The sequence below is a fragment of the Kribbella sp. NPDC023972 genome (assembly GCF_040639075.1).
In the GTDB taxonomy this organism is placed as follows: Bacteria; Actinomycetota; Actinomycetes; order Propionibacteriales; family Kribbellaceae; genus Kribbella.
On sequence record NZ_JBEZZH010000003.1, the window covers coordinates 754,757 to 772,723 of the forward strand.

Sequence of the window (17,967 nt, forward strand, 5' to 3'; positions counted from 1 at the left end):
CCGGTAGCGACTGCAAACATCTTCGCAGTAGCGAACGCAAATTTCCAGCCAGGTATCCACAAGCACAGGGATCCACAGGCGGTCCGAGATGGCTTGACATTTGCGATTGCAAACTGGCAGTGTTTGCGGCAGCGAATCTCACTGGAGGAAACGATGACGGCTTTGCAGCGACACCGCCGCCCCGCGGTGTGGGCGATCCTCGCCATCACGCTGACCGCCCTGCTGGCCGGCCTGGCGACCGGGAATGCCCAGGCCGACCCCGCCCCGACCGGCGGCAAGCTGGTCCTGGTGCTCGACTCGTCCGGCTCGATGAAAGAGCCGGCCGGCGATGGGCAGACCAAGATCGTCGCCGCGCGCACGGCCCTGTCCAGCGTGGTGACCAAGCTGCCGGCGGCCGCCGAGGTGGGCCTGCGGGTGTACGGCGCGACTGTCTTCAAGCGCAGCCAGCCCGGGGCATGTACAGACACTCAGCTGACCGTCCCGATCGGGACGAACAACCGGCCGCAGCTGCAAGCCGCGATCGCGACGTACAAGCCGTACGGCGAGACCCCGATCGGTTACGCGCTCCAGCAGGCCGCCAAGGACCTCGGCCCGGTCGGCCAGCGCACGATCGTGCTCGTCTCGGATGGTGAGGCCACGTGCGCACCGGACCCGTGCGAGGTGGCCCGGTCGATCGCCAAGCAGGGCATCGACCTGAAGATCGACGTGGTCGGCTTCCGGGTCGGCGGCAAGGCGCGCACCCAGCTGCAGTGTGTCGCCCGCGAGGGCCGCGGTGATTACTACGACGCCGACTCGACCATCGACCTCGAGGCGGGGCTGGATCGGCTGTCCACCCGGGCCTTCCGGCCGTTCCGGATCTCCGGTACGCCGATCCAGGGCGGCGCGCAGCAGGAAGGCGCGCCCGTGGTTGCCCCCGGCCACTACTCCGACACCTTCGGCAACGACGAGACCGCGAAGTACTACCTGATCAAGCGGACGATGGCGAAGTCGACGCTGCGGGCCGGCGTGAGCTTCCGGCGCCCGGCGGCCGGGAGCTTCGTCGTCAAGGCCGAGGTGAAGATGAGCACGATCGGCGGGGAGCAGTGCGGCTGGAGCTACCCGCTCGCCTTCGAGGGAGAGCAAGGCATCGCCACCGGCGCCGCGTCGAGCTGGGCCGGGGACTACCCGAAGGACTGCACGACCGCCGACCAACTGGTGCTCACTGTCTCGGCGGGCAAGGACTTCCGCGCCATGAAGGGTGTGCCGTACGAACTGCGCATCGACGAGGAACCATCAGTCGACTCGACCACAAACCTGCCGCCGGAGGCCGACAACCCGACCTGGACGCCGATGACGGGCTCGACCCCGCGTGAGATCGTTCCGGGGTCGAGCTTCCCGGACGCACCGCTCATCACTCCGGGCAGCTACAAGACGACGCTGATGCCCGGCGAGGTCCAGCTCTACAAGGTGAAGGCGGACTGGGGCCAGCGGATCCAGGCGCAGGTAACCGTCCCGAAGCTCGGTGCCGCGACCGCGAAGGCGCTGAACGGCATCCGCTACCTGGACATGGGCATGATCTCGCCGATCGGCGAGGAAGCGTACGCCGTCCTGGCGAAGGAGGTCCCGAAGGGCGCCGGAAAGCGAGGTGTGGTGACCAAGGACGGCGCCTTCAAGGCGAACACCACCAAGGAGATCCGCTACCTGAACCGCGAGGGCCCGAACAATCAGGACACCGGTACGTCGATCCCCGGCGAGTACTACATCGCGGTCTCGATGACCCGCATGGACAACGACAAGGCGTTCGCCATCCCGATGACCCTGACGGTCGCAGTGATCGGTACGCCCGGCACAGGCAAGCCCGAGTACGTCGACGGCGCCACCCCCGTCGCAGGCACCTCGGTCACCCCGACCCCCACCGCCGACCCCTCCGAGTCCGGCACCAACAACGAGAACGAAAACGGCAACGGCCCCCAAGCCGGCGGCCCAGTCCAAGGCAGCAACCCCAACTCCAACGACACCACCCCAGTCGCCCTCATCGCAGGCCTCTCCGGCGGCGGCGTTGCCCTCCTCCTGGTCGGGCTCCTAGCAATCCTTCGCCTCCGCAAAAAGCCCGCCATCGTCCAACCAAGCGCCACCGGCTGGCACCCCGGCCCCCAGCACCACCCCAACCAAAACCCACCCCACCGCCCAAACCAAGCCGGCCCCCAACCCCCACAACCGCCCTACAACTAAACCCAGAGCCCGGACCCCTCGGTCCGGGCTCTGCCCATCCCCAGTGGGCTCGGTTTCCCGCACGCCACGAGTCCAGCCCGCGGTCGGCGCGGCCGCAAGTCCGCTGCCGTCCGACTCACCGCACCGGAGTCCGGGCCACGCGGTCTGGGCTCTGCCCATGCCCAGCGGGCTTGGTTTCCCGCACGCCACGAGTCCAGCCCGCGGTCGGCGCGGCCGCACGTCCCCTGCCGTCCGACTCACCCCACCGGAGTCCGGGCCACGCGGTCCAGACTCTGCCCGTCTCAAGCCCGCCCGTCTCAGTCTCGCCACGAGTTCGACCGCCCCACGGCACGCCCGCACGTCAGCCGCCGCCTAACTGACCCCGCGCAGCCGGGTCACCAGCCGCAGCCTTGCCTGGCCGGACCGCTTCGGCTCGCCGTGGCCTTCCACGCGCGCGGCACGTTCTAACGTCAGCCGCCGTACAACCAACAGCACCAGAGCCAGGGCGCCGGTCCGGTCTCGGCCCATCCGGTCGGCCCCCATTCACGCCCGAGATGAGTTCGACGGCACCACGGCTTGGCGTCGGGGTCATCGCCGTGCAATTGACCGCTACGGGGTTTGGCCCCATCAGCCGAGCTTTGCCCGCCCGGGCCTGTGGGGGCTGGCCGCGTGCTTCTCCACGCCAAGCTCCCCTCGGCCAACCGCCGTACAACTGGCACTCACCGCCAGCCGAACACCACACCAACCTGGCGAGTCACAGCCCACCCCGCTGCCACGCCGCCCATACCGGCGCGTGCTGGTCGACCGATGACGGGTTGTTTGATCGCTGGCGGGTTGCAACACGCCAGCGGTCAAACACGCCGCCAGCGGCTTCCGGCCGAAAGCAGGCGCCGGCGAGCGAACCTGACCAAACGGTGAAGCCGGGTGCCGCGGCGTACCGAGCCGCCACACCCCCCGCCGCAGGCGCCCGTCCCGCACTGGGCCGGGGCGAGGCACCGCCGAGTACACAGGTCAGGGGCCTCTGTGCTGTCAGGTGAGGAGCAGCCAGGCAGCGGTGGCGAAGAGCGCGATGGCGCCGGTGAAGCTCAGGGCGGCAAGCCACTTGAGTGCGCGGCTGCGGCTGGGGGTAGGGGTTGTCGGCTTGGGAGCGGCTGCGGCCGACTTGTTGGTTCCTGGGGTGCGGGGTGCCGTGTGGCTGGATGGCGCAGGAGCGGACGTTGCCGTCAGTTGAGCCTGGCCGGGCGGGTTGTGTGGAGTCGGGTGGGCCGCGGCTGCCGGTTCGGGGTGCGACCAGCTGGTGGGTGCCGGCGGGTGGGCATGGGTCGAGTGGGCGGGTGCTGGGTGTGGGGTGTCGGGTGGTGCTGCGGGCGTGTGAGTGGTGTGGGGTGGTGGGGCCGCGGTGTGCGTGGTGGGGGCCGCGCCTGGGGGTGCGGTGGGGCCGGTGGGGGTCCAGGGGTAGGGGAGGGGTGGGAGTTGGTCGAAGACTTCGGGGGAGTCGGGTTGGGTGGACCAAGGGGTGGCTGGTGCAGGCGGGAGGGCGCCGGACTCGGCGAGTAGGCGGCCGGCGTTGTGGGCGGAGTCGGGGCGCTGGGACGGGTCGGTCGACGTACAGCGCTGGATGAACTCGGCCAGTGGGCCTTCGACGGGTGGGAGTTTGCCGTCCGGGCCGGGGCGTTCGCCGGTGAGGAGTTCGGCAGCGACGGCTCCAACGGTGTAGAGGTCTTGGCGTGGGTCGGGGTCGGCTCCGGCCAACTGCTCGGGGGCGATGTAGCCGGGCGTGCCGAGGACGGTGCTGTGGCGGGTCATCCGGGGCTCGTCGAGGAGGCCGGCGACGCCGAAGTCGGACAGGCGGAGGTGCGGGCGGCCCTTGCCTGTGACGTCGAGCAGAAGGTTGGCGGGCTTCAGGTCGCGGTGTACGACGCCGGCCGCATGCACTGCCGAGAGACCGTGCAGGAGTTGGTCGAGCAGTACGGCGACGTACGACGTGGGCAGCGGGCCGTGATCGCCGAGCAACGTCGCGACGGAACCGCCGCGGACCAGGTCCATCGCGAACACGACCTTGTCGTCATCCGCTGCCCAGCCGTGCGGTGCCACGACATGCGGATGGTCGATCCGCAACGACTGCTCCCGGACGAACCGCAAGAGCGTCGCGGCATCGTGCTGTCCGAGCACCTTCGCCGCCACGTACGCCGAACGCCGCAGGTCCCACGCCCGCCAGACCGAGCCCATCCCACCGGTCCCGATCAGGTCGATCAGCCGATACCGCCCAGCAAACGCCTCCACCGGCAAAAACCTACCGCCCCACCAGCCCGTCCCTGGCAAACGCACCACGCCCGACAGGCGCTCGGCGCCGTGACGGGCGAGCACCACGTTTGGGAGCGGGGCACGCGGTGGCGCAGGTCTGGTCCCGCCGGGGGTGCTTCGACCTGGGTGGGTCGGGGGCAGCGGTGCGTGGTGGCGGAGACGAGGTGGGGGTCGGTGTGGGTGGCGGGGTGGGCTGGTGGTGCTGAGGTGGGGCGGGGTTGGGTGCCTCGGCGTGGGCGGTCGGAGGGGAGGTGGGGGTGACGGGGTGGGGGTCGGTGTGGGTGGCCGGTGTGGGCTGGTGGTGGCTGAGGTGGTGCGGGGTTGGGAGCTTCGACGTGGGCGGTCGGAGGGGAGGTGTGGGTGCGGGCGACGGTGCGTGGTGGCTGAGGTGGTGCGGGGGCTGGGTGCCTCGACGCGGTCGGACGGGAGGTGTCGGTGGCGGCGATGGGGTGGTGGGTCGGTCTGGGCCGCCGGGGTAGTGCGTGGGCTGAGGGGGTCTGTGAGGGGGTGAAGCGGTGCGGGGTTTGGGTGCTTCGACCTTGTCCGGGGGCGGTGGTCGGCCTGGGCGGCGAGTGTGGTGGATGGGCTGAGGAGTGACGGCCGGGACGCGTCGCAGGGCGGGTGTGGAAGGACTGGGGTGGGTGTGGGACGGCCGGTGGTTGCGGGCAGGGGTGGGAACGTGAGGGATGTGCCGGGGTAGGCGTTGCGAGCGGGGTTGGTGTGGCGCTGGGGAGGGGTTGCTGGGGTGCGGTGGAATGGTGCGGTGGTGAATGCGGAGGGGGTGGCAGCGCGGGTGGGTGGGCGCGTGTGGAGGGTTGCTGCGGGCCTGGCGGTGACCACGACGGTGGGGTACGGGGTGCTGACTTACGCGTTCAGCGTGTTGGTTGGGCCGATGAGTCGGGAGTTGGGGGTTTCCGCGACGGCTGCGGTGGGGGCGTCGACGGTGGCTGTGCTGGTGAGTGGGTTGATGTCGATTCCGGTGGGGCGGTGGTTGGACGCCAGGGGTGGGCGCGGGTTGATGACCGGCGGGTCGGTGCTGGCGGCGGTCGCCGTACTGGGGTGGTCGCAGGTGCGGGATGTGTTCCAGTTGTACGGCGTCTTCGTGGCGATCGGGGTCGCGTCGGCGATGGTGCTCTACCCGCCGGCGTTCGCGGTGGTGGTCGCGGCCGCGGCGCCGGAGTCGCGGACGAAGGCGATTCTGACGATCACGCTGGTCGGCGGGCTCGCCAGTTCGATCTTCATTCCGCTGACTGGTCACCTTGTGCAGGCGTACGGCTGGCGGAACACCCTGGTCATCCTCTCCGTAGTTACCGCCGTCATCACGATCCCGCTGCATGCTCTGGTGGTACGGCGGACCATCCGGCAGCCCGAGCCGGGGCGGCAGAAGGAAGGATCGCCGCGGCGGGTGCTCAAGGATCCTGGGTTCTGGCTGCTCGCCGGGGCGTTCGTAATGCACAGTGCGGCGCTGGCGGTGATCTCGATTCATCTGGTGCTGTACCTGATCAGCCTCGGGCATCGACCGGCGACCGCGGCGACGTTGGCCGGGTTGCTGGGGTTGTTGTCCGTGACCGGGCGGCTTGTGACCAGTTTGTCGGTGCGGTGGTTGCCGATGGCCACCGTCACGGCGCTGGTGCTGGCGGTACAGGGGGTCGCGATCTCGTTGCTTCCGGTGGTCGGCCGGGAGGTCGTGGGGGCGGTGCTCTCCCTGACATTGTTCGGGCTTGGGTTCGGGGTGTCGTCGATCGCGACGCCGGCGATCTTGCTGGACCGGTACGGCGCCGACGGGTTCGGGACGATCTCCGGGATGCTGGCCACGCCGGTCACCATCGCCAAGGCGGTCGGGCCGCTTGGCGGTGCGGCGCTCGCCGAGGCGGTCGGCTACCGGCCGCTCATCCTGACGGTCGCAGCCGCCTGCGTGACCGCCGCGGCCGCGCTGGCGCTCACCCGGCGAACCCAGCGAGCTCACCGAGCCCGGTGAGCGAGGTGACCGCGGTGGACGCGGTGGGCGCGCTGAGGGCAGTGATCCGGTGAAGTCGGTGGACCCGGGGCCGGGGCCGTCCGGAGGGCTCGGGGTGACCGGGATGTGGCCTGGGTGGGGGTGGGGTGGTGCGGGAGTGGCACACTTGGGGTACGAGTGAACCCACTCGCGTGCTCCGGGGTCGGTGTAATTCCGAGCCGGCGGTGAAAGTCCGCGACCCGGCCGCAGCGGTTGAGCGGCCGGTTGACCTGGTGGAATTCCGGGACCGACGGTGAAAGTCCGGATGGGAGGCGCACGCGATCGGCGGGTGCGCTCTGGCGTCCGGTGACGCGGGTCCCCAAAGGCCCGCACAGACGCGGGCCGAAAGGTCCGCGGAAGAGCTGGACGGCAGCGCGTGTACGCCGGTCGTCACGAGCCCCGGAGTGCGTCCGTGACGACGAGGGACCGTGAGTGAACAACGCTTCGCCGATCGACGTCGCCTGGATGCGGCGGGCCATCGAGCTGGCCGCGAAGGGCATCGGCAGCACCCACCCCAATCCGGTGGTCGGCTGTGTGGTCACCGGCCGGGACGGGCATCCGGTCGGTGAGGGCTTCCATGCCGTTGCCGGTGGCCCTCACGCCGAGGTCGAGGCGCTGACCATGGCCGGTGACCGGGCCCGGGGCGGTACGGCGTACGTGACGCTGGAGCCGTGTAATCACACCGGACGGACCGGTCCGTGTGCCGACGCCTTGATCGAAGCCGGGGTCGCCCGGGTCGTGTACGCCGTTCCGGACCCCAACAAGCAGGCGGCCGGCGGTGCCGAGAAGCTCAAGAACAAGAACATCGAGGTGACCGAGGGCGTCCTGCAGGTGGAGGCCGAGGCGGTCAACCACGTGTGGCTGCACAGCGTCCGGATGGGTCGCCCGTTCGTCACCTGGAAGTTCGCCACCACCCTCGACGGGCGCTCGGCGGCGCCGGACCGGAGCAGCAAGTGGATCACCGGTCCGATCGCGCGCGCCGACGTACACCGGAAGCGGGCCGAGTGCGACGCGATCGCGGTCGGCACCCAGACCGTGCTGGTCGACGACCCCGAGCTCACGGTCCGGGACGACAACGACGTACCGGCCGCCCGCCAGCCGTTGCGCGTCGTAGTCGGTGATCGCGAGATCCCGCTGACCGCGCGGGTCCGCAACAACCGCGCGCAGACGCTGATCCTGCCGACGCACGACCCCGCCGAGGTGCTCCGGCAGCTCGACGACCACCACATCCGGCACCTCTGGCTCGAAGGCGGCCCGACGCTGGCCGCCGCCTTCCTCCGGGCGCAGCTGGTCGACCAGATCGTCGCGTACGTCGCCCCGGCCGTGCTCGGCTCGGGGTACGCCGCGATCGGTGACCTGGGCGCGGAATCGATCGACCACCTGCGGCGGTTCAAGCTAGCGGACGTCACCCGCCTCGGCGACGACGTCCGGCTGATCCTGACGCCGCTCGAACCGCAAAGGACGCACTGAATGTTCACCGGAATCGTCGAGGAGCTCGGCACCGTCGAAGCGCTCGACCTGCTCGAAGGTGACGCCGCCCGGCTCACCATCCGCGGCCCCAAGGTCACCGAGGACGCCAAGCACGGCGACTCGATCGCGGTCAACGGCTGCTGCCTGACCGTGGTCGAGACCGGCGACGGCACCTTCACCGCCGACGTGATGCGCGAGACCCTGCAGCGCACCAGCCTCGGCCAGGCCACCAAGGGCTCGCAGGTCAACCTGGAGCGCGCGGTGTCCGCCCACGCGCGGCTCGGCGGTCACATCGTCCAGGGCCACGTCGACGGTGTCGGGACGATCGCCAGCCGCCGGCCGGCCGAGCGCTGGGAGGACGTCCGGATCGCCGCCGCGCCGCAGATCCTCAAGTACGTCGCCGAGAAGGGCTCGATCGCCATCGACGGCGTCTCCCTGACGGTCACCGACGTGGACGACGCGACCGGCACCTTCGGCGTCAGCCTGATCCCGACCACTCTCGAACTCACCGTGCTCGGCCGCAACGCGGTCGGCGACACCGTCAACCTCGAGGTCGACGTGATCGCCAAGTACGTCGAACGCCTGCTCACCAACGGAGGCACCAAGTGATCAACTGGTTGCTGCACGCGGAGGTGGAGATCGCCGGCTCGCCGGTGCTCGTCCGCGAGATCGTCGGCAACGTCTTCGGCCTCGGCAGCGCCGTGTTCGGCATGCGCCGGCTGGTGGCCGCCTGGCCGGTCGGCATCGTCGGCAACGTGCTGCTGTTCACGGTGTTCGTCGGCGGGATCTTCGACACCCCGCAGGACAAGGACCTGTGGGGCCAGGCCGGCCGTCAGGTGTTCTTCGCGCTGGTCAGCCTCTACGGCTGGTACCGGTGGTACCAGACCCGCCACGGCGGTGCCGACAAGGCAGTGCAGCCGCGCTGGGCGACCGCGCGTGAGCGGCTCGAGCTGCTCGGCCTGGCAGTCGTCCTCTACGCCATCTCGTACTTCGTCCTGCGCGAGCTCGGCTCGTGGGGACCGCAGTGGGACGCGTGGATCCTGACCGGCTCGATTCTGGCGACGTACGGGATGGCCCGTGGGTTCGTCGAGTTCTGGCTGATCTGGATCGCCGTCGACGTGGTCGGCGTACCGCTGCTGATACAGGCCAAGTTCTACCCGTCGGCGGCGATGTACGTCGTCTACGGATTGTTCTGCGTGCTCGGTTTCGCCTCCTGGTGGCGGATCCAGAACCGCGAGCGGACCGTGACTCCGGAACCAGTGGTGGTGGGCTGACATGGGCGAGATTCTGAAGCTGGACACGATCGAGCACGCGATCGACGAGATCCGGGCGGGCCGGCCGGTGATCGTGGTCGACGACGAGGACCGGGAGAACGAGGGCGACCTGATCTTCGCCGCGTCCAAGGCGACCCCCGAGTTGCTGGCGTTCCTGATCCGGCACAGCTCCGGCGTGGTCTGCGTCCCGATGGAGGGCGCCGAGCTCGACCGGCTCGGCATCCCGCTGATGACCCCGCACAACCGGGAGCGGATGCGGACGGCGTACACGATCTCGGTCGATGCCCGCGACGGCATCAGCACCGGGATCTCGGCCGCGGACCGGGCCCGGACGATCCGGGTGCTGACCGACTCCGCGTCCGAGCCGTACGACGTGGTCCAGCCGGGACACGTGTTCCCGCTGCGCGGCCGCGAGGGCGGCGTACTGGTCCGGCCCGGGCACACCGAGGCGTCGATCGACCTGGCCCGGCTGGCCGGATTGACGCCGGCCGCGGTGATCTCGGAGCTGGTGAACGACGACGGCACGATGAAGCGCGGACCTGAGCTGCGTGAGTTCGCCGACGAGCACGGGCTGGTACTGGTGTCGATCGACGACCTGATCCGGTACCGGCGCCGTACCGAATCCCAGATCCAGCGGGTCGCGACGACCACGCTGCCGACCCGGTACGGCGATTTCGTTGCCCACGGCTACCGGAACACGGTGGACGGGTCGGAGCAGCTTGCGCTGGTCCGCGGTGAGATCGGTGACGGGCCGACGCTGGTGCGGCTGCACTCGGAGTGCCTGACCGGTGACGTGTTCGGGTCGCTGCGGTGTGACTGTGGTCCGCAGCTTGACGAGGCGCTGCGTCAGGTGGCGACCGAGGGCGGTGTCGTCGTGTACCTGCGTGGACACGAGGGACGCGGGATCGGGCTGTTGCACAAGCTGCAGGCGTACGAGCTGCAGGACGCGGGCCGCGACACGGTCGACGCGAACCTGGACCTCGGGCTGCCGGCCGACGCCCGCGACTACGGTACGGGCGCGCAGATCCTGGCGGACCTGGGCGTCAAGGAGGCGCGGTTGCTGACGAACAACCCGGACAAGCTGGCCGGCGTCCAGGGCTACGGCATCGACGTGGTGGAGCGGCGCAGCATCTCGATCGACCCGACCGAACACAACCTGCGGTACCTGCGGACCAAGCGCGACCGGATGGGCCATCACCTGCCCGGGGGTGCCGTGAGCGGGGCGCTTGGCGGCGTACTGGCTGAAGAGAACGGAGCCGGCTGATGTCGGGTAGTGGAGCCCCCACCATCGAGACCCCGCGGGTGGACGGTGCGCGCGTCGCGATCGTCGGTGCGCTGTGGCACCCGAAGGTGACCGACGCGCTGGTCGCCGGCGCCATCCGCGCGCTGGACGACTCCGGTGTCACCGACTACACGGTGATCCGGGTGCCGGGATCGTTCGAGCTCCCGGTCGCGTCGTTGCATGCGGCAAAGAGCGGGTACGACGCCGTGATCGCGCTCGGCGTCGTGATCCGCGGTGACACCCCGCATTTCGAGTACGTCTGCCAGGCCGCGACCGAGGGGTTGATGCAGGTGGGCGTGACCACGGGCGTTCCGATCGGGTTCGGCGTACTCACGTGTGACAACGACCCGCAGGCGCTGGATCGCGCCGGTCTCCCGGACAGCCGCGAGGACAAGGGCTACGAGGCCACCCAGGCGGCCCTGTCGACCCTCGCGGCCATCCGCAGTCTGTAGCTGCATGGATTGGCACAGCTGGCACAGGGACTACGACGTACCGGGTTCGTCGCTGGCACGGCGTCTGCAGGTTGTGCAGGCGCGGCTCCGGCTCGCGCTGGATGCCGCTCCGCCTGGCCCGCTGACGGTCGTGAGTCTGTGCGCGGGCGAGGGCCGCGACCTGCTGGAGGTGCTTCCGACGCATCCGCGCCGCGATGATGTGCGGGCCCGGCTGGTCGAGCTGGATCCGCGCAGTACGGCGGTTGCCACCGAGGCTATCCGGGTCGCGGGACTGACCAACGTCGAAGTGGTCGAAGGCGATGCGGCTCTGACTGATCGCTACCAGGGATTGGTGCCGGCCGACATCGTCCTCGTGTGCGGAGTGTTCGGCAACATCAGCGACGAGGACATCGAGCGCACCATCGGCATGTGCCGCCGGTTGACCAAGACCGGCGGCACCGTCATCTGGACGCGGCACCGCGAAGAACCTGACCTCGTGCCGACGATCTGCCGCTGGTTCGAGGAGCGCCAGTTCGACCTGGTGTGGTTGTCCGATCCGGACGCGGGCTTCGGCGTCGGCGTCCACCGCTTCACCGGCCGGCCGGATCCTCTCGTGCTGGGACGAAGCATGTTCACGTTCGTCAGACACCAGTGAACTACCGACCGCTGATCTGGCTTGCGGTAGCGACGTTCTCGACCGGGATCGACGGCTATGTGCTGGCAGGTCTCCTTCCCGCCATCGCCGATGACCTGCGCGTCGTCGAGGCGGCCGCCGGGCAGTTGGTATCGGCGTTCGCGTTGACGTCCGCGCTGGCGGCACCGCTGCTCAGTACGGTGACCAGCCGCTGGGAACGACGCAGGACGATCGCGTTGTCCCTGGGCGTCTTCGTGCTCGGGAACCTGATCGTCGGCCTGGCGACCAACTACCCGATCGCACTCGGCGGGCGGGTGGTGGCCGCGCTCGGCGCGTGCCTGCTCAACGCCGCCGTCACCGGGTACGTGCTCGCACTGACGCCGGCCAAGGACCACGGCAAGGCGTTGTCTTTCGTACTCGGTGGGTGGATGGCCGCGACCGCGCTCGGAGTGCCAGTAGGCATGGTGATCGGACAGTCGAGTTGGCGGTTCCCGATGGTCCTGGTCGCGGTGGTGGGCACCATCGCGTTGACCGGCCTCCTGATCAAGCTTCCACGCCTGCATCTCCCGTCCGGAACACTGGCCGACCGGCTGCGCCCGCTCGGCCGGCCACGTCTGCTGGCCGGTCTGCTCGTCACGACCGGCATCCTCTGCAGCAGCTACACCTGCTTCACCTACGCCACCCTGATCCTGCGGCCGGCCGTCCCGGCCGAGTGGATGATGATCCTGGCTATGTTCGGCTACGGCCTGGCCAGCATGCTCGGCAACGCCGTCACCGGCCGGCTCACTGACCGATTCACAGCGCTCCGAGTGCTGACGGTCGTACTGGCCGGGCTGCTGCTGGACGCGGTGCTGGGGGCGCTCGTGTTCACGCTCGGCGGCCTGGGGGTGGCCACCGGCCTGCTGTGGTTCTTCGCCGCCGGCATAGGCAACGGCGGCGCGGCCGTCCCCCAACAGGCCCGCCTCGCCGCCCTCGCCCCGGATTCGGCCGCCATCGTGATGGCGCTGAACGGCAGCGCCATCTCGCTGGGCGTTGCCCTGGGCGGTGGCCTCGGCGGCATCACCTTGGCCGCCGGCTCGTCGCCGCCCGGGCTGCTCGTCGTCGCCGCCGCCGTTCTCGCCCTGACGCTGGGCCTCCACCTGATCGTCGCGAGGGCCCGCCAGTACGACGAGGTGCCCACCTAACCGAGCCTGGTGTGCTGCATCCGCCAGTTCGGGATCCAGGTCTGGCCGCCGTCGGTGGAGAAGGACTGCTCCCAGGAGGCTTTGTCGGTGCCGGGTGTCCAGCTGAAGCGGACGTCGATCGGCCGGCCCTCCCACACATCGGGGCCTTCGAAGACGCCGGTGCCGTCGTCGGTGAAGGAGCCGATGACCGGGGTTTCGAGTTGGCCGCGCAGGCTGTTGATCCAGTGGATGGACCAGGTCTTCGCGTCCGGGTTGTAGATGCGGAGGGTCGCGCCGCGGAAGCCCTCGGTCGGGAACCAGCCCTCGTCGAAGCTGACCGCGCCGTCGAAGTACGTGAAGGCCTCCATCTCCGACTCCACCTCGTACCACTCGGCCGCCGGCCCCAGCGCGGGTTTGCGCCGGCTGTTGTGCATGTGCCAGCGACCGACCAGGAAGTCGAAGTCGCCGGTCAGCTTCGGTACGTCGAGCGGTGGCGGCGGCGTGTCCCGCCGGGTGAAGTCCATCACCCAGTTGAGCTCCCAGGTTTCCCCGCCGTCATTGGAGAAGCACTGCTCCCAGTGCGCCGTTCGCTCGGTGATGCCGGACCACTCGTAGCTGACCAGGATCGGCTGCCCGTCCAGCTCGTCCTCGCCGACCATCCGGCACGACGTACCGTCCTCCGTCCAGCGGCCCCGCACCGGCGGGTACAGCTTCATCGTCCGGCTGTCGATCCACCAGATGCTCCACTCCTTCTCCACCGGGTCGAACAGCCGCACCGACATCCCGTACGACGACTTCGTCGGGAACCGCATCTCGTCCAGGCTGATCGCCCCGTCGAAATGCGTCCGCGCTGTCGTCGTCCCGTCGTACTCCGTCCACTCGTCACAACCCACGAAGGTTTCCTTCAGGGTTCGGTGCCGGACGTCGAAGTACCCGTTGAGGAAGTCGAAGTCGCCGGTCACCTTGGTCCATGTCGTCATACCGCCAGCATCAGCTCTATACCTGACACCAAGTGGCAGTGTTCGCAGCTAACCTCGAACCATGCGTTCGAGCCGGCTCCTGTCGATCCTGCTGTTGCTGCAGACCCGCCGGCAGCTGACGGCGCGGGAGCTCGCCGACGAGCTCGAGGTCTCGCTCCGGACGATCTACCGCGACGTCGAGGCACTCGCGGCGGCCGGTGTCCCGGTGTACGCCGACCAAGGCCGAGCCGGTGGATACCGCCTGGTCGAGGGGTACCGCACTCGCCTGACCGGACTGACCGAGCAGGAGGCGGCCGCGCTCTTCCTTGTCGGCATGCCGGGAGCGGCGGCCGCACTCGGGCTCACCGCGGAGACGAGTGCGGCCGAGCTCAAGCTGCTGGCGGCGCTCGCCCCGGACCAACGCGATCGCGCCGGCCGGCTGAAGAACCGCTTCCACCTGGATCTGCCCGCGTGGTACCAGGATGCCGAGGACTCGCCGCACCTGTCCGCCGTCGCCGACGCGGTGCTGCACGACCGCCGGATCAAGGTGATGTACCGCCGCTGGGAGGCACCCCGCGAGGTCGAGCGCGTACTCGAACCGTACGGCCTCGTGCTCAAGAACGGTGCCTGGTACGTCGTCGCCGCGACACCCGGCGGCATCCGTACGTACCGCGTGTCCAGCATCCTCGAGCTCACTCTGACCGACGAGGAGTTCGAGCGACCGGACGGGTTCGACCTGCCACGGTTCTGGCAGGAACGTCTGGCCGACTTCGACCAGACCCGCTTCACCGGACAGGCCGTCGTCCGCGTGTCCGCCGAACTTGCGACCCGCATGCACGACGTGTCCTTCCCGGTCCTGGTGAAGGCGGTCGCAGCCGCCGAGCCGGCCGAGGACGGGACCGTGACCGTCACCATCCCCATCGAGTCCATCGGCAACGCGGCCGCCTCCCTGTGCCGGTTCGGCAACGCGCTCGAGATCCTCGAACCGGCTGAGCTCCGAGCGGAGCTCGTGAACCTCGGCCGCACCCTGGTCGAGCTCTACGAGTCCTGAGTCAGCTTCTCGGTGGCGGTCCGGCCGGCCTCGGCACTGCGGCGGAGGAAGCCGGCGATCAGGTCGAGTTCCTCCGGGGTGTACTCGGCCAGTACGTCGTCCATCGCGCCGATCATCGGCTGGTAGAGCCGGAAGACCTCCACGCCACGATCAGGCAGCAGCCGGATGGTCACGCTGCGGCGGTCGGCCCGAGCGCGGTCCCGGACGATCCACCCGGCCCGCTCGAGCCGGTCCAGGATCCCGGTCAGCGTGGCCGGGTGCAGACCCGCCTGCCGGGCCAGCGCGCTCGGGGTCAACGGACCGCTCCGCGCCAGCACGTCCAGGCAGTCGAGGTCGACGTCCTTCAGCGCCAGCCGGCCGCCGACCTGGTGGTTGAGCAGCGCGAGCTGGATCCGCAGGTCGCGCAGCGCGGCCTTGATCTCGCTACTGAGTCGCCGCCGGTGACGCGGGTCACCCGGTTGTGTCTGTTCCATATCTTATGAGTTCCGTACTATATGAGTTACAGATGACGAGAGCACGATAACGCAGGAGGAGTACGGATGAAGCTCACGGTTTTCGGGGCCACCGGAGGGATCGGCGGTCACGTCGTACAGCAGGCCCTGGCTGCGGGGCACAAGGTGACCGCGGTCGTTCGCACCTCGTCGTCGTACGAGGTGGCACATCCCGCGCTCGAGGTGTTGCGCGTGCCCGGGCTGTCGGCGACCGAGCCGCTGGTCGAGGCAGTGGATGGGGTCGACGCGGTGATCTCCGGTGTCGGGCCGCGCGGTCGCAAGGACGGGCCCGTTGCTTCCGGCAGCACCCGTTCGATCCTCGCCGCGATGACGAAGACCGGCGTACGGCGGTTCGTCGCGGTGAGCGCGGCGCCCCTCGGGCCGGCCGCCCTGGATGAGAGCTTCCTCAACCGGCGCATCCTGCTGCCGCTGATCAACGCCTTCGCGGCCGACGTGTACGCCGACCTCCGGGTGATGGAGGCGGACATCGAGGGCAGCGACACCGACTGGACGATCGTCCGTCCCCCGAAGCTCACCAACGGCTCGCTGACCGGGCGGTACCGCACGGCCGTAGGCGGCACCGTGTCTCGCGGTTACACGATCTCCCGCGCCGATGTCGCGCATTCGATGCTCGCCGCGATCGACGATCCGGCGACAATCCACCAGCCCGCCGGCATCGCGTACTGAGAGGACCAACTCATGATCCTGATCCTTCAGGGGACCACATGACCAGGTTTGTGCGGTGGGCCAGCTTGCTGTTCACCGGGGTGTTCGCCGGGTTCCTGGTCGGCGTACTCGTGCTGGAGAACTCGCTGCGCGGTTACGGCGCCTCGGTCTACACCCAGGTGCGGCAGGTCGAGCTGGATTCGCTGGACACGCTGGCGTCGGTCACCTTGATCCCGGCGATCCTGGCGACTGTCGTGCTCGCGATCCGGGCCCGGGGTAACGACCGGCGTCGCGTGCTGGTGGCGGCCGCATTGCTGGTGCTGGTGTTCGCGATCTCGCTCGCGATCAACCTGCCGATCAACGCCGACCAGGCCGACTGGTCGGCGCAGAACCCACCCGCGGACTGGTCAACCGTGCGCGACCGCTGGCAACTGGCCCACACGATCCGCACGACCGCCGCCCTCCTGGCCTTTGCCACTCTGACCACCGCCCTCACTTACCGAACCCGCACCAGCCCAGCGCCCGTACGGGGCTGATTCCGTGGCCCTATTGGCGGGCGAGGTCGCGGGAGAGGTGGGAGCGGCGGAGGCCGTGGGTGCGTAGGTGGCGCAGGTCTTCGGGGGTGTCGTACATGAGCTGGACGTGGAAGTAGTTCACCTGCTCCAGCACCGCCATCAGGACGAACCCCAGCCCGAGCAGGTTGCCGGCTCCTGGGTCACGCAGGACGGCCCACAGGACGAACAGCAGGCCGGCGGTGAGCATCACGAGGTTGCCCCGCCGGGCCGCCGCGAACACGCCGGCGGCGGGAAGCGGTGCGCCGGCCGGCTGCCGGAGCTTGGCGATCCAGTACGACGCTCCCTCGACGAGCAGGATCGCGAACAGCCCGAAGCCGACCAGGTTCGCGGCCGTCGCCGGGAAGTCGAGCAGGCGGAACCAGATCAGGAACTGCAGCGGGATGTTCAGCAGTTCCAGCAGCGCGAGTGAGCGCAGCCGCCGCTGTACCCACGCGCGAGATCGGTGATGCATCGGACGACTATCTCAGCCGGATCAGGTCGTGCGGGACGGCGTGCGCGGTCCGGCCCTGGAAACCCGTGGTGGTTGTTGCCGTGGTCAACGAGTTGAGCAGGGCTTCTTCCACTGACTCGGTGGTGGCTTGAAAGACGGGCTTGAGGTCTCGGTCGGTGAAGGCCGGGGTTCGGTTGGTGCTGAAGGCGATGGCGTAGTCGCCGCTGCCGGGGGAGAAGTCCGAGCCGACGCGGCCCATCGCGAACACGGCCCGGCGGGCGACCCGGCCGAGTTGACGGGCGTCGAGGGGGAGGTCGGTGGCGACGACGATCATGCAGGAGTTGCCGTCGGCGTCGAGCGGTGGCGCCGGGATTGGAGTGCCGAGCACAGTCAGCGTGCCGGAGAAGTTGGCTTGCACCAGTACGCCGACCACCCCCGAGCCGCCCGTGCCCGAGTCGACCCCGCCCGAGTCGATCGTGCCCGAGCCGACCAGGCCCGAGCCGGTCGTGCGGGACGCCGTACCGATGCCGGCCTTGAAACCGAGGGCGGTGGTCCCGGTTCCGGCGCCGGCGCAGCCTTCCAGGGGCAGCTCGGAGGAGGCCGAGCCGAGCGCGGCGTGGACGTGCTCAGGCGTGATCGGGCGGCGGCGGATGTCCGAGAGGTGACCGTCGTTGGTCTCGCCGACGATCGGGTTCAGGCTGGTCGCCCGAGCGTCACGGTCGAGCAGCCAGGTGAGGAGCGCGTCGGCGACCCGGAAGACGCTCAGCGTGCCGGTCAGCAGCACCGGGGTCTCGATCACACCCAGCTCGTCCACCTGGGTGGAGCCGACGAGCTTCCCGTACCCGTTGCCCACCGCAACCGCGGCCGGAAGACCATCGGCAAACCCGTCCGGCACGATCGCCGTCACCCCGGTGTGCAGGTCCCCCGAGGAGATCGTGGCCTGCCCGACGCGCACCCCTGGTACGTCGGTGATCGCGTTGAGCGGGCCGGTCGGAAGGGTGCCGACGATGACGCCGAGTTCGCGGGCTCTCCGTGGAATCTGCATGCAAGC

At 69.7% G+C, this 17,967-nt stretch carries 17 protein-coding genes and 1 riboswitch; of the genes, 12 read left to right on the plus strand and 5 right to left on the minus strand.

Annotation, left to right across the window (positions count from 1 at the left end; genetic code table 11):
* Nucleotides 1-153 precede the first annotated feature (153 nt).
* Nucleotides 154-2,211: a VWA domain-containing protein gene (locus tag AB0F43_RS16765; RefSeq protein WP_360476639.1), complete on the plus strand. Its 2,058-nt coding sequence runs from the start codon at nt 154-156 to the stop codon at nt 2,209-2,211.
* A gap of 1,008 nt (nt 2,212-3,219) precedes the next feature.
* On the opposite strand, the gene AB0F43_RS16770 is transcribed toward AB0F43_RS16765, so the two are convergent.
* A complete protein-coding gene (locus AB0F43_RS16770; protein ID WP_360476642.1) occupies nt 3,220-4,473 on the minus strand; it encodes a protein kinase in 1,254 nt (417 codons plus the stop codon).
* A gap of 877 nt (nt 4,474-5,350) precedes the next feature.
* On the opposite strand from AB0F43_RS16770, the gene AB0F43_RS16775 reads away from it, so the two are divergent.
* The 8 genes from AB0F43_RS16775 to AB0F43_RS16810 all read left to right on the plus strand — a co-directional run bounded on the left by AB0F43_RS16775 (nt 5,351) and on the right by AB0F43_RS16810 (nt 12,765).
* On the plus strand, nt 5,351-6,472 hold the full coding sequence (locus AB0F43_RS16775; protein WP_360476816.1) for an MFS transporter: 1,122 nt from the start codon (nt 5,351-5,353) through the stop codon (nt 6,470-6,472).
* Nucleotides 6,473-6,638: 166 nt separating this feature from the next.
* Nucleotides 6,639-6,772, plus strand: a riboswitch (FMN riboswitch).
* A gap of 150 nt (nt 6,773-6,922) precedes the next feature.
* On the plus strand, nt 6,923-7,960 hold the full coding sequence (gene ribD, locus AB0F43_RS16780; RefSeq protein WP_360476645.1) for a bifunctional diaminohydroxyphosphoribosylaminopyrimidine deaminase/5-amino-6-(5-phosphoribosylamino)uracil reductase RibD: 1,038 nt from the start codon (nt 6,923-6,925) through the stop codon (nt 7,958-7,960).
* The gene (locus AB0F43_RS16785) at nt 7,961-8,569 is read left to right on the plus strand and encodes a riboflavin synthase (protein ID WP_360476648.1); all 609 of its coding nucleotides are present in this window, start codon (nt 7,961-7,963) and stop codon (nt 8,567-8,569) included.
* The gene (pnuC, locus tag AB0F43_RS16790; protein ID WP_360476651.1) at nt 8,566-9,234 is read left to right on the plus strand and encodes a nicotinamide riboside transporter PnuC; all 669 of its coding nucleotides are present in this window, start codon (nt 8,566-8,568) and stop codon (nt 9,232-9,234) included. Before AB0F43_RS16785 ends, pnuC begins: the two co-directional genes overlap by 4 nt.
* Before the next feature lies 1 nt (nt 9,235).
* A complete protein-coding gene (locus AB0F43_RS16795) occupies nt 9,236-10,498 on the plus strand; it encodes a bifunctional 3,4-dihydroxy-2-butanone-4-phosphate synthase/GTP cyclohydrolase II (RefSeq protein WP_360476654.1) in 1,263 nt (420 codons plus the stop codon).
* A complete protein-coding gene (gene ribH, locus AB0F43_RS16800; protein WP_360476657.1) occupies nt 10,498-10,968 on the plus strand; it encodes a 6,7-dimethyl-8-ribityllumazine synthase in 471 nt (156 codons plus the stop codon). Before AB0F43_RS16795 ends, ribH begins: the two co-directional genes overlap by 1 nt.
* 4 nt (nt 10,969-10,972) lie before the next feature.
* Entirely contained in the window at nt 10,973-11,602 is a 630-nt protein-coding gene (locus tag AB0F43_RS16805; RefSeq protein ID WP_360476660.1) for a class I SAM-dependent methyltransferase, read from the plus strand.
* A complete protein-coding gene (locus tag AB0F43_RS16810) occupies nt 11,599-12,765 on the plus strand; it encodes an MFS transporter (RefSeq protein ID WP_360476663.1) in 1,167 nt (388 codons plus the stop codon). Before AB0F43_RS16805 ends, AB0F43_RS16810 begins: the two co-directional genes overlap by 4 nt.
* Here AB0F43_RS16810 and AB0F43_RS16815 read toward each other — a convergent pair.
* Complete coding sequence (locus tag AB0F43_RS16815) at nt 12,762-13,724, minus strand: hypothetical protein (protein WP_360476666.1); 963 nt, start codon at nt 13,722-13,724, stop codon at nt 12,762-12,764. The two genes, AB0F43_RS16810 and AB0F43_RS16815, sit on opposite strands and share 4 nt — an antisense overlap.
* Nucleotides 13,725-13,785: 61 nt before the next feature.
* On the opposite strand from AB0F43_RS16815, the gene AB0F43_RS16820 reads away from it, so the two are divergent.
* Nucleotides 13,786-14,754, plus strand: coding sequence for a transcriptional regulator (locus tag AB0F43_RS16820; protein WP_360476669.1), 969 nt, complete (start codon nt 13,786-13,788; stop codon nt 14,752-14,754).
* Here AB0F43_RS16820 and AB0F43_RS16825 read toward each other — a convergent pair.
* Nucleotides 14,742-15,227 (minus strand): MarR family transcriptional regulator, encoded by a 486-nt coding sequence (locus tag AB0F43_RS16825; RefSeq protein ID WP_360476672.1) that lies wholly within the window; start codon nt 15,225-15,227, stop codon nt 14,742-14,744. The two genes, AB0F43_RS16820 and AB0F43_RS16825, sit on opposite strands and share 13 nt — an antisense overlap.
* A 66-nt stretch (nt 15,228-15,293) precedes the next feature.
* Here AB0F43_RS16825 and AB0F43_RS16830 point away from each other — a divergent pair, with 66 nt between their 5' ends.
* Both AB0F43_RS16830 and AB0F43_RS16835 read left to right on the plus strand, forming a co-directional pair.
* Nucleotides 15,294-15,932, plus strand: a complete 639-nt coding sequence (locus AB0F43_RS16830) for an NAD(P)H-binding protein (RefSeq protein WP_360476675.1) — start codon at nt 15,294-15,296, stop codon at nt 15,930-15,932.
* A 38-nt stretch (nt 15,933-15,970) separates the two neighbouring features.
* A complete protein-coding gene (locus AB0F43_RS16835; RefSeq protein ID WP_360476678.1) occupies nt 15,971-16,447 on the plus strand; it encodes an anthrone oxygenase family protein in 477 nt (158 codons plus the stop codon).
* Nucleotides 16,448-16,457: 10 nt separating this feature from the next.
* On the opposite strand, the gene AB0F43_RS16840 is transcribed toward AB0F43_RS16835, so the two are convergent.
* Entirely contained in the window at nt 16,458-16,937 is a 480-nt protein-coding gene (locus AB0F43_RS16840; RefSeq protein WP_360476681.1) for a hypothetical protein, read from the minus strand.
* A gap of 7 nt (nt 16,938-16,944) precedes the next feature.
* The gene (locus AB0F43_RS16845) at nt 16,945-17,961 is read right to left on the minus strand and encodes a P1 family peptidase (RefSeq protein ID WP_360476684.1); all 1,017 of its coding nucleotides are present in this window, start codon (nt 17,959-17,961) and stop codon (nt 16,945-16,947) included.
* Nucleotides 17,962-17,967: the final 6 nt, after the last annotated feature.

Coding starts and splice junctions, on each gene's coding strand:
- AB0F43_RS16765 (WP_360476639.1), top strand. CDS start 154: ATGACGGCTTTGCAGCGACACCGCCGCCCCGCGGTGTGGGCGATCCTC.
- AB0F43_RS16785 (WP_360476648.1), top strand. CDS start 7,961: ATGTTCACCGGAATCGTCGAGGAGCTCGGCACCGTCGAAGCGCTCGAC.
- AB0F43_RS16795 (WP_360476654.1), top strand. CDS start 9,236: ATGGGCGAGATTCTGAAGCTGGACACGATCGAGCACGCGATCGACGAG.
- ribH (WP_360476657.1), top strand. CDS start 10,498: ATGTCGGGTAGTGGAGCCCCCACCATCGAGACCCCGCGGGTGGACGGT.
- AB0F43_RS16805 (WP_360476660.1), top strand. CDS start 10,973: ATGGATTGGCACAGCTGGCACAGGGACTACGACGTACCGGGTTCGTCG.
- AB0F43_RS16815 (WP_360476666.1), bottom strand. CDS start 13,724: ATGACGACATGGACCAAGGTGACCGGCGACTTCGACTTCCTCAACGGG.
- AB0F43_RS16820 (WP_360476669.1), top strand. CDS start 13,786: ATGCGTTCGAGCCGGCTCCTGTCGATCCTGCTGTTGCTGCAGACCCGC.
- AB0F43_RS16825 (WP_360476672.1), bottom strand. CDS start 15,227: ATGGAACAGACACAACCGGGTGACCCGCGTCACCGGCGGCGACTCAGT.
- AB0F43_RS16830 (WP_360476675.1), top strand. CDS start 15,294: ATGAAGCTCACGGTTTTCGGGGCCACCGGAGGGATCGGCGGTCACGTC.
- AB0F43_RS16835 (WP_360476678.1), top strand. CDS start 15,971: ATGACCAGGTTTGTGCGGTGGGCCAGCTTGCTGTTCACCGGGGTGTTC.
- AB0F43_RS16840 (WP_360476681.1), bottom strand. CDS start 16,937: ATGCATCACCGATCTCGCGCGTGGGTACAGCGGCGGCTGCGCTCACTC.
- AB0F43_RS16845 (WP_360476684.1), bottom strand. CDS start 17,961: ATGCAGATTCCACGGAGAGCCCGCGAACTCGGCGTCATCGTCGGCACC.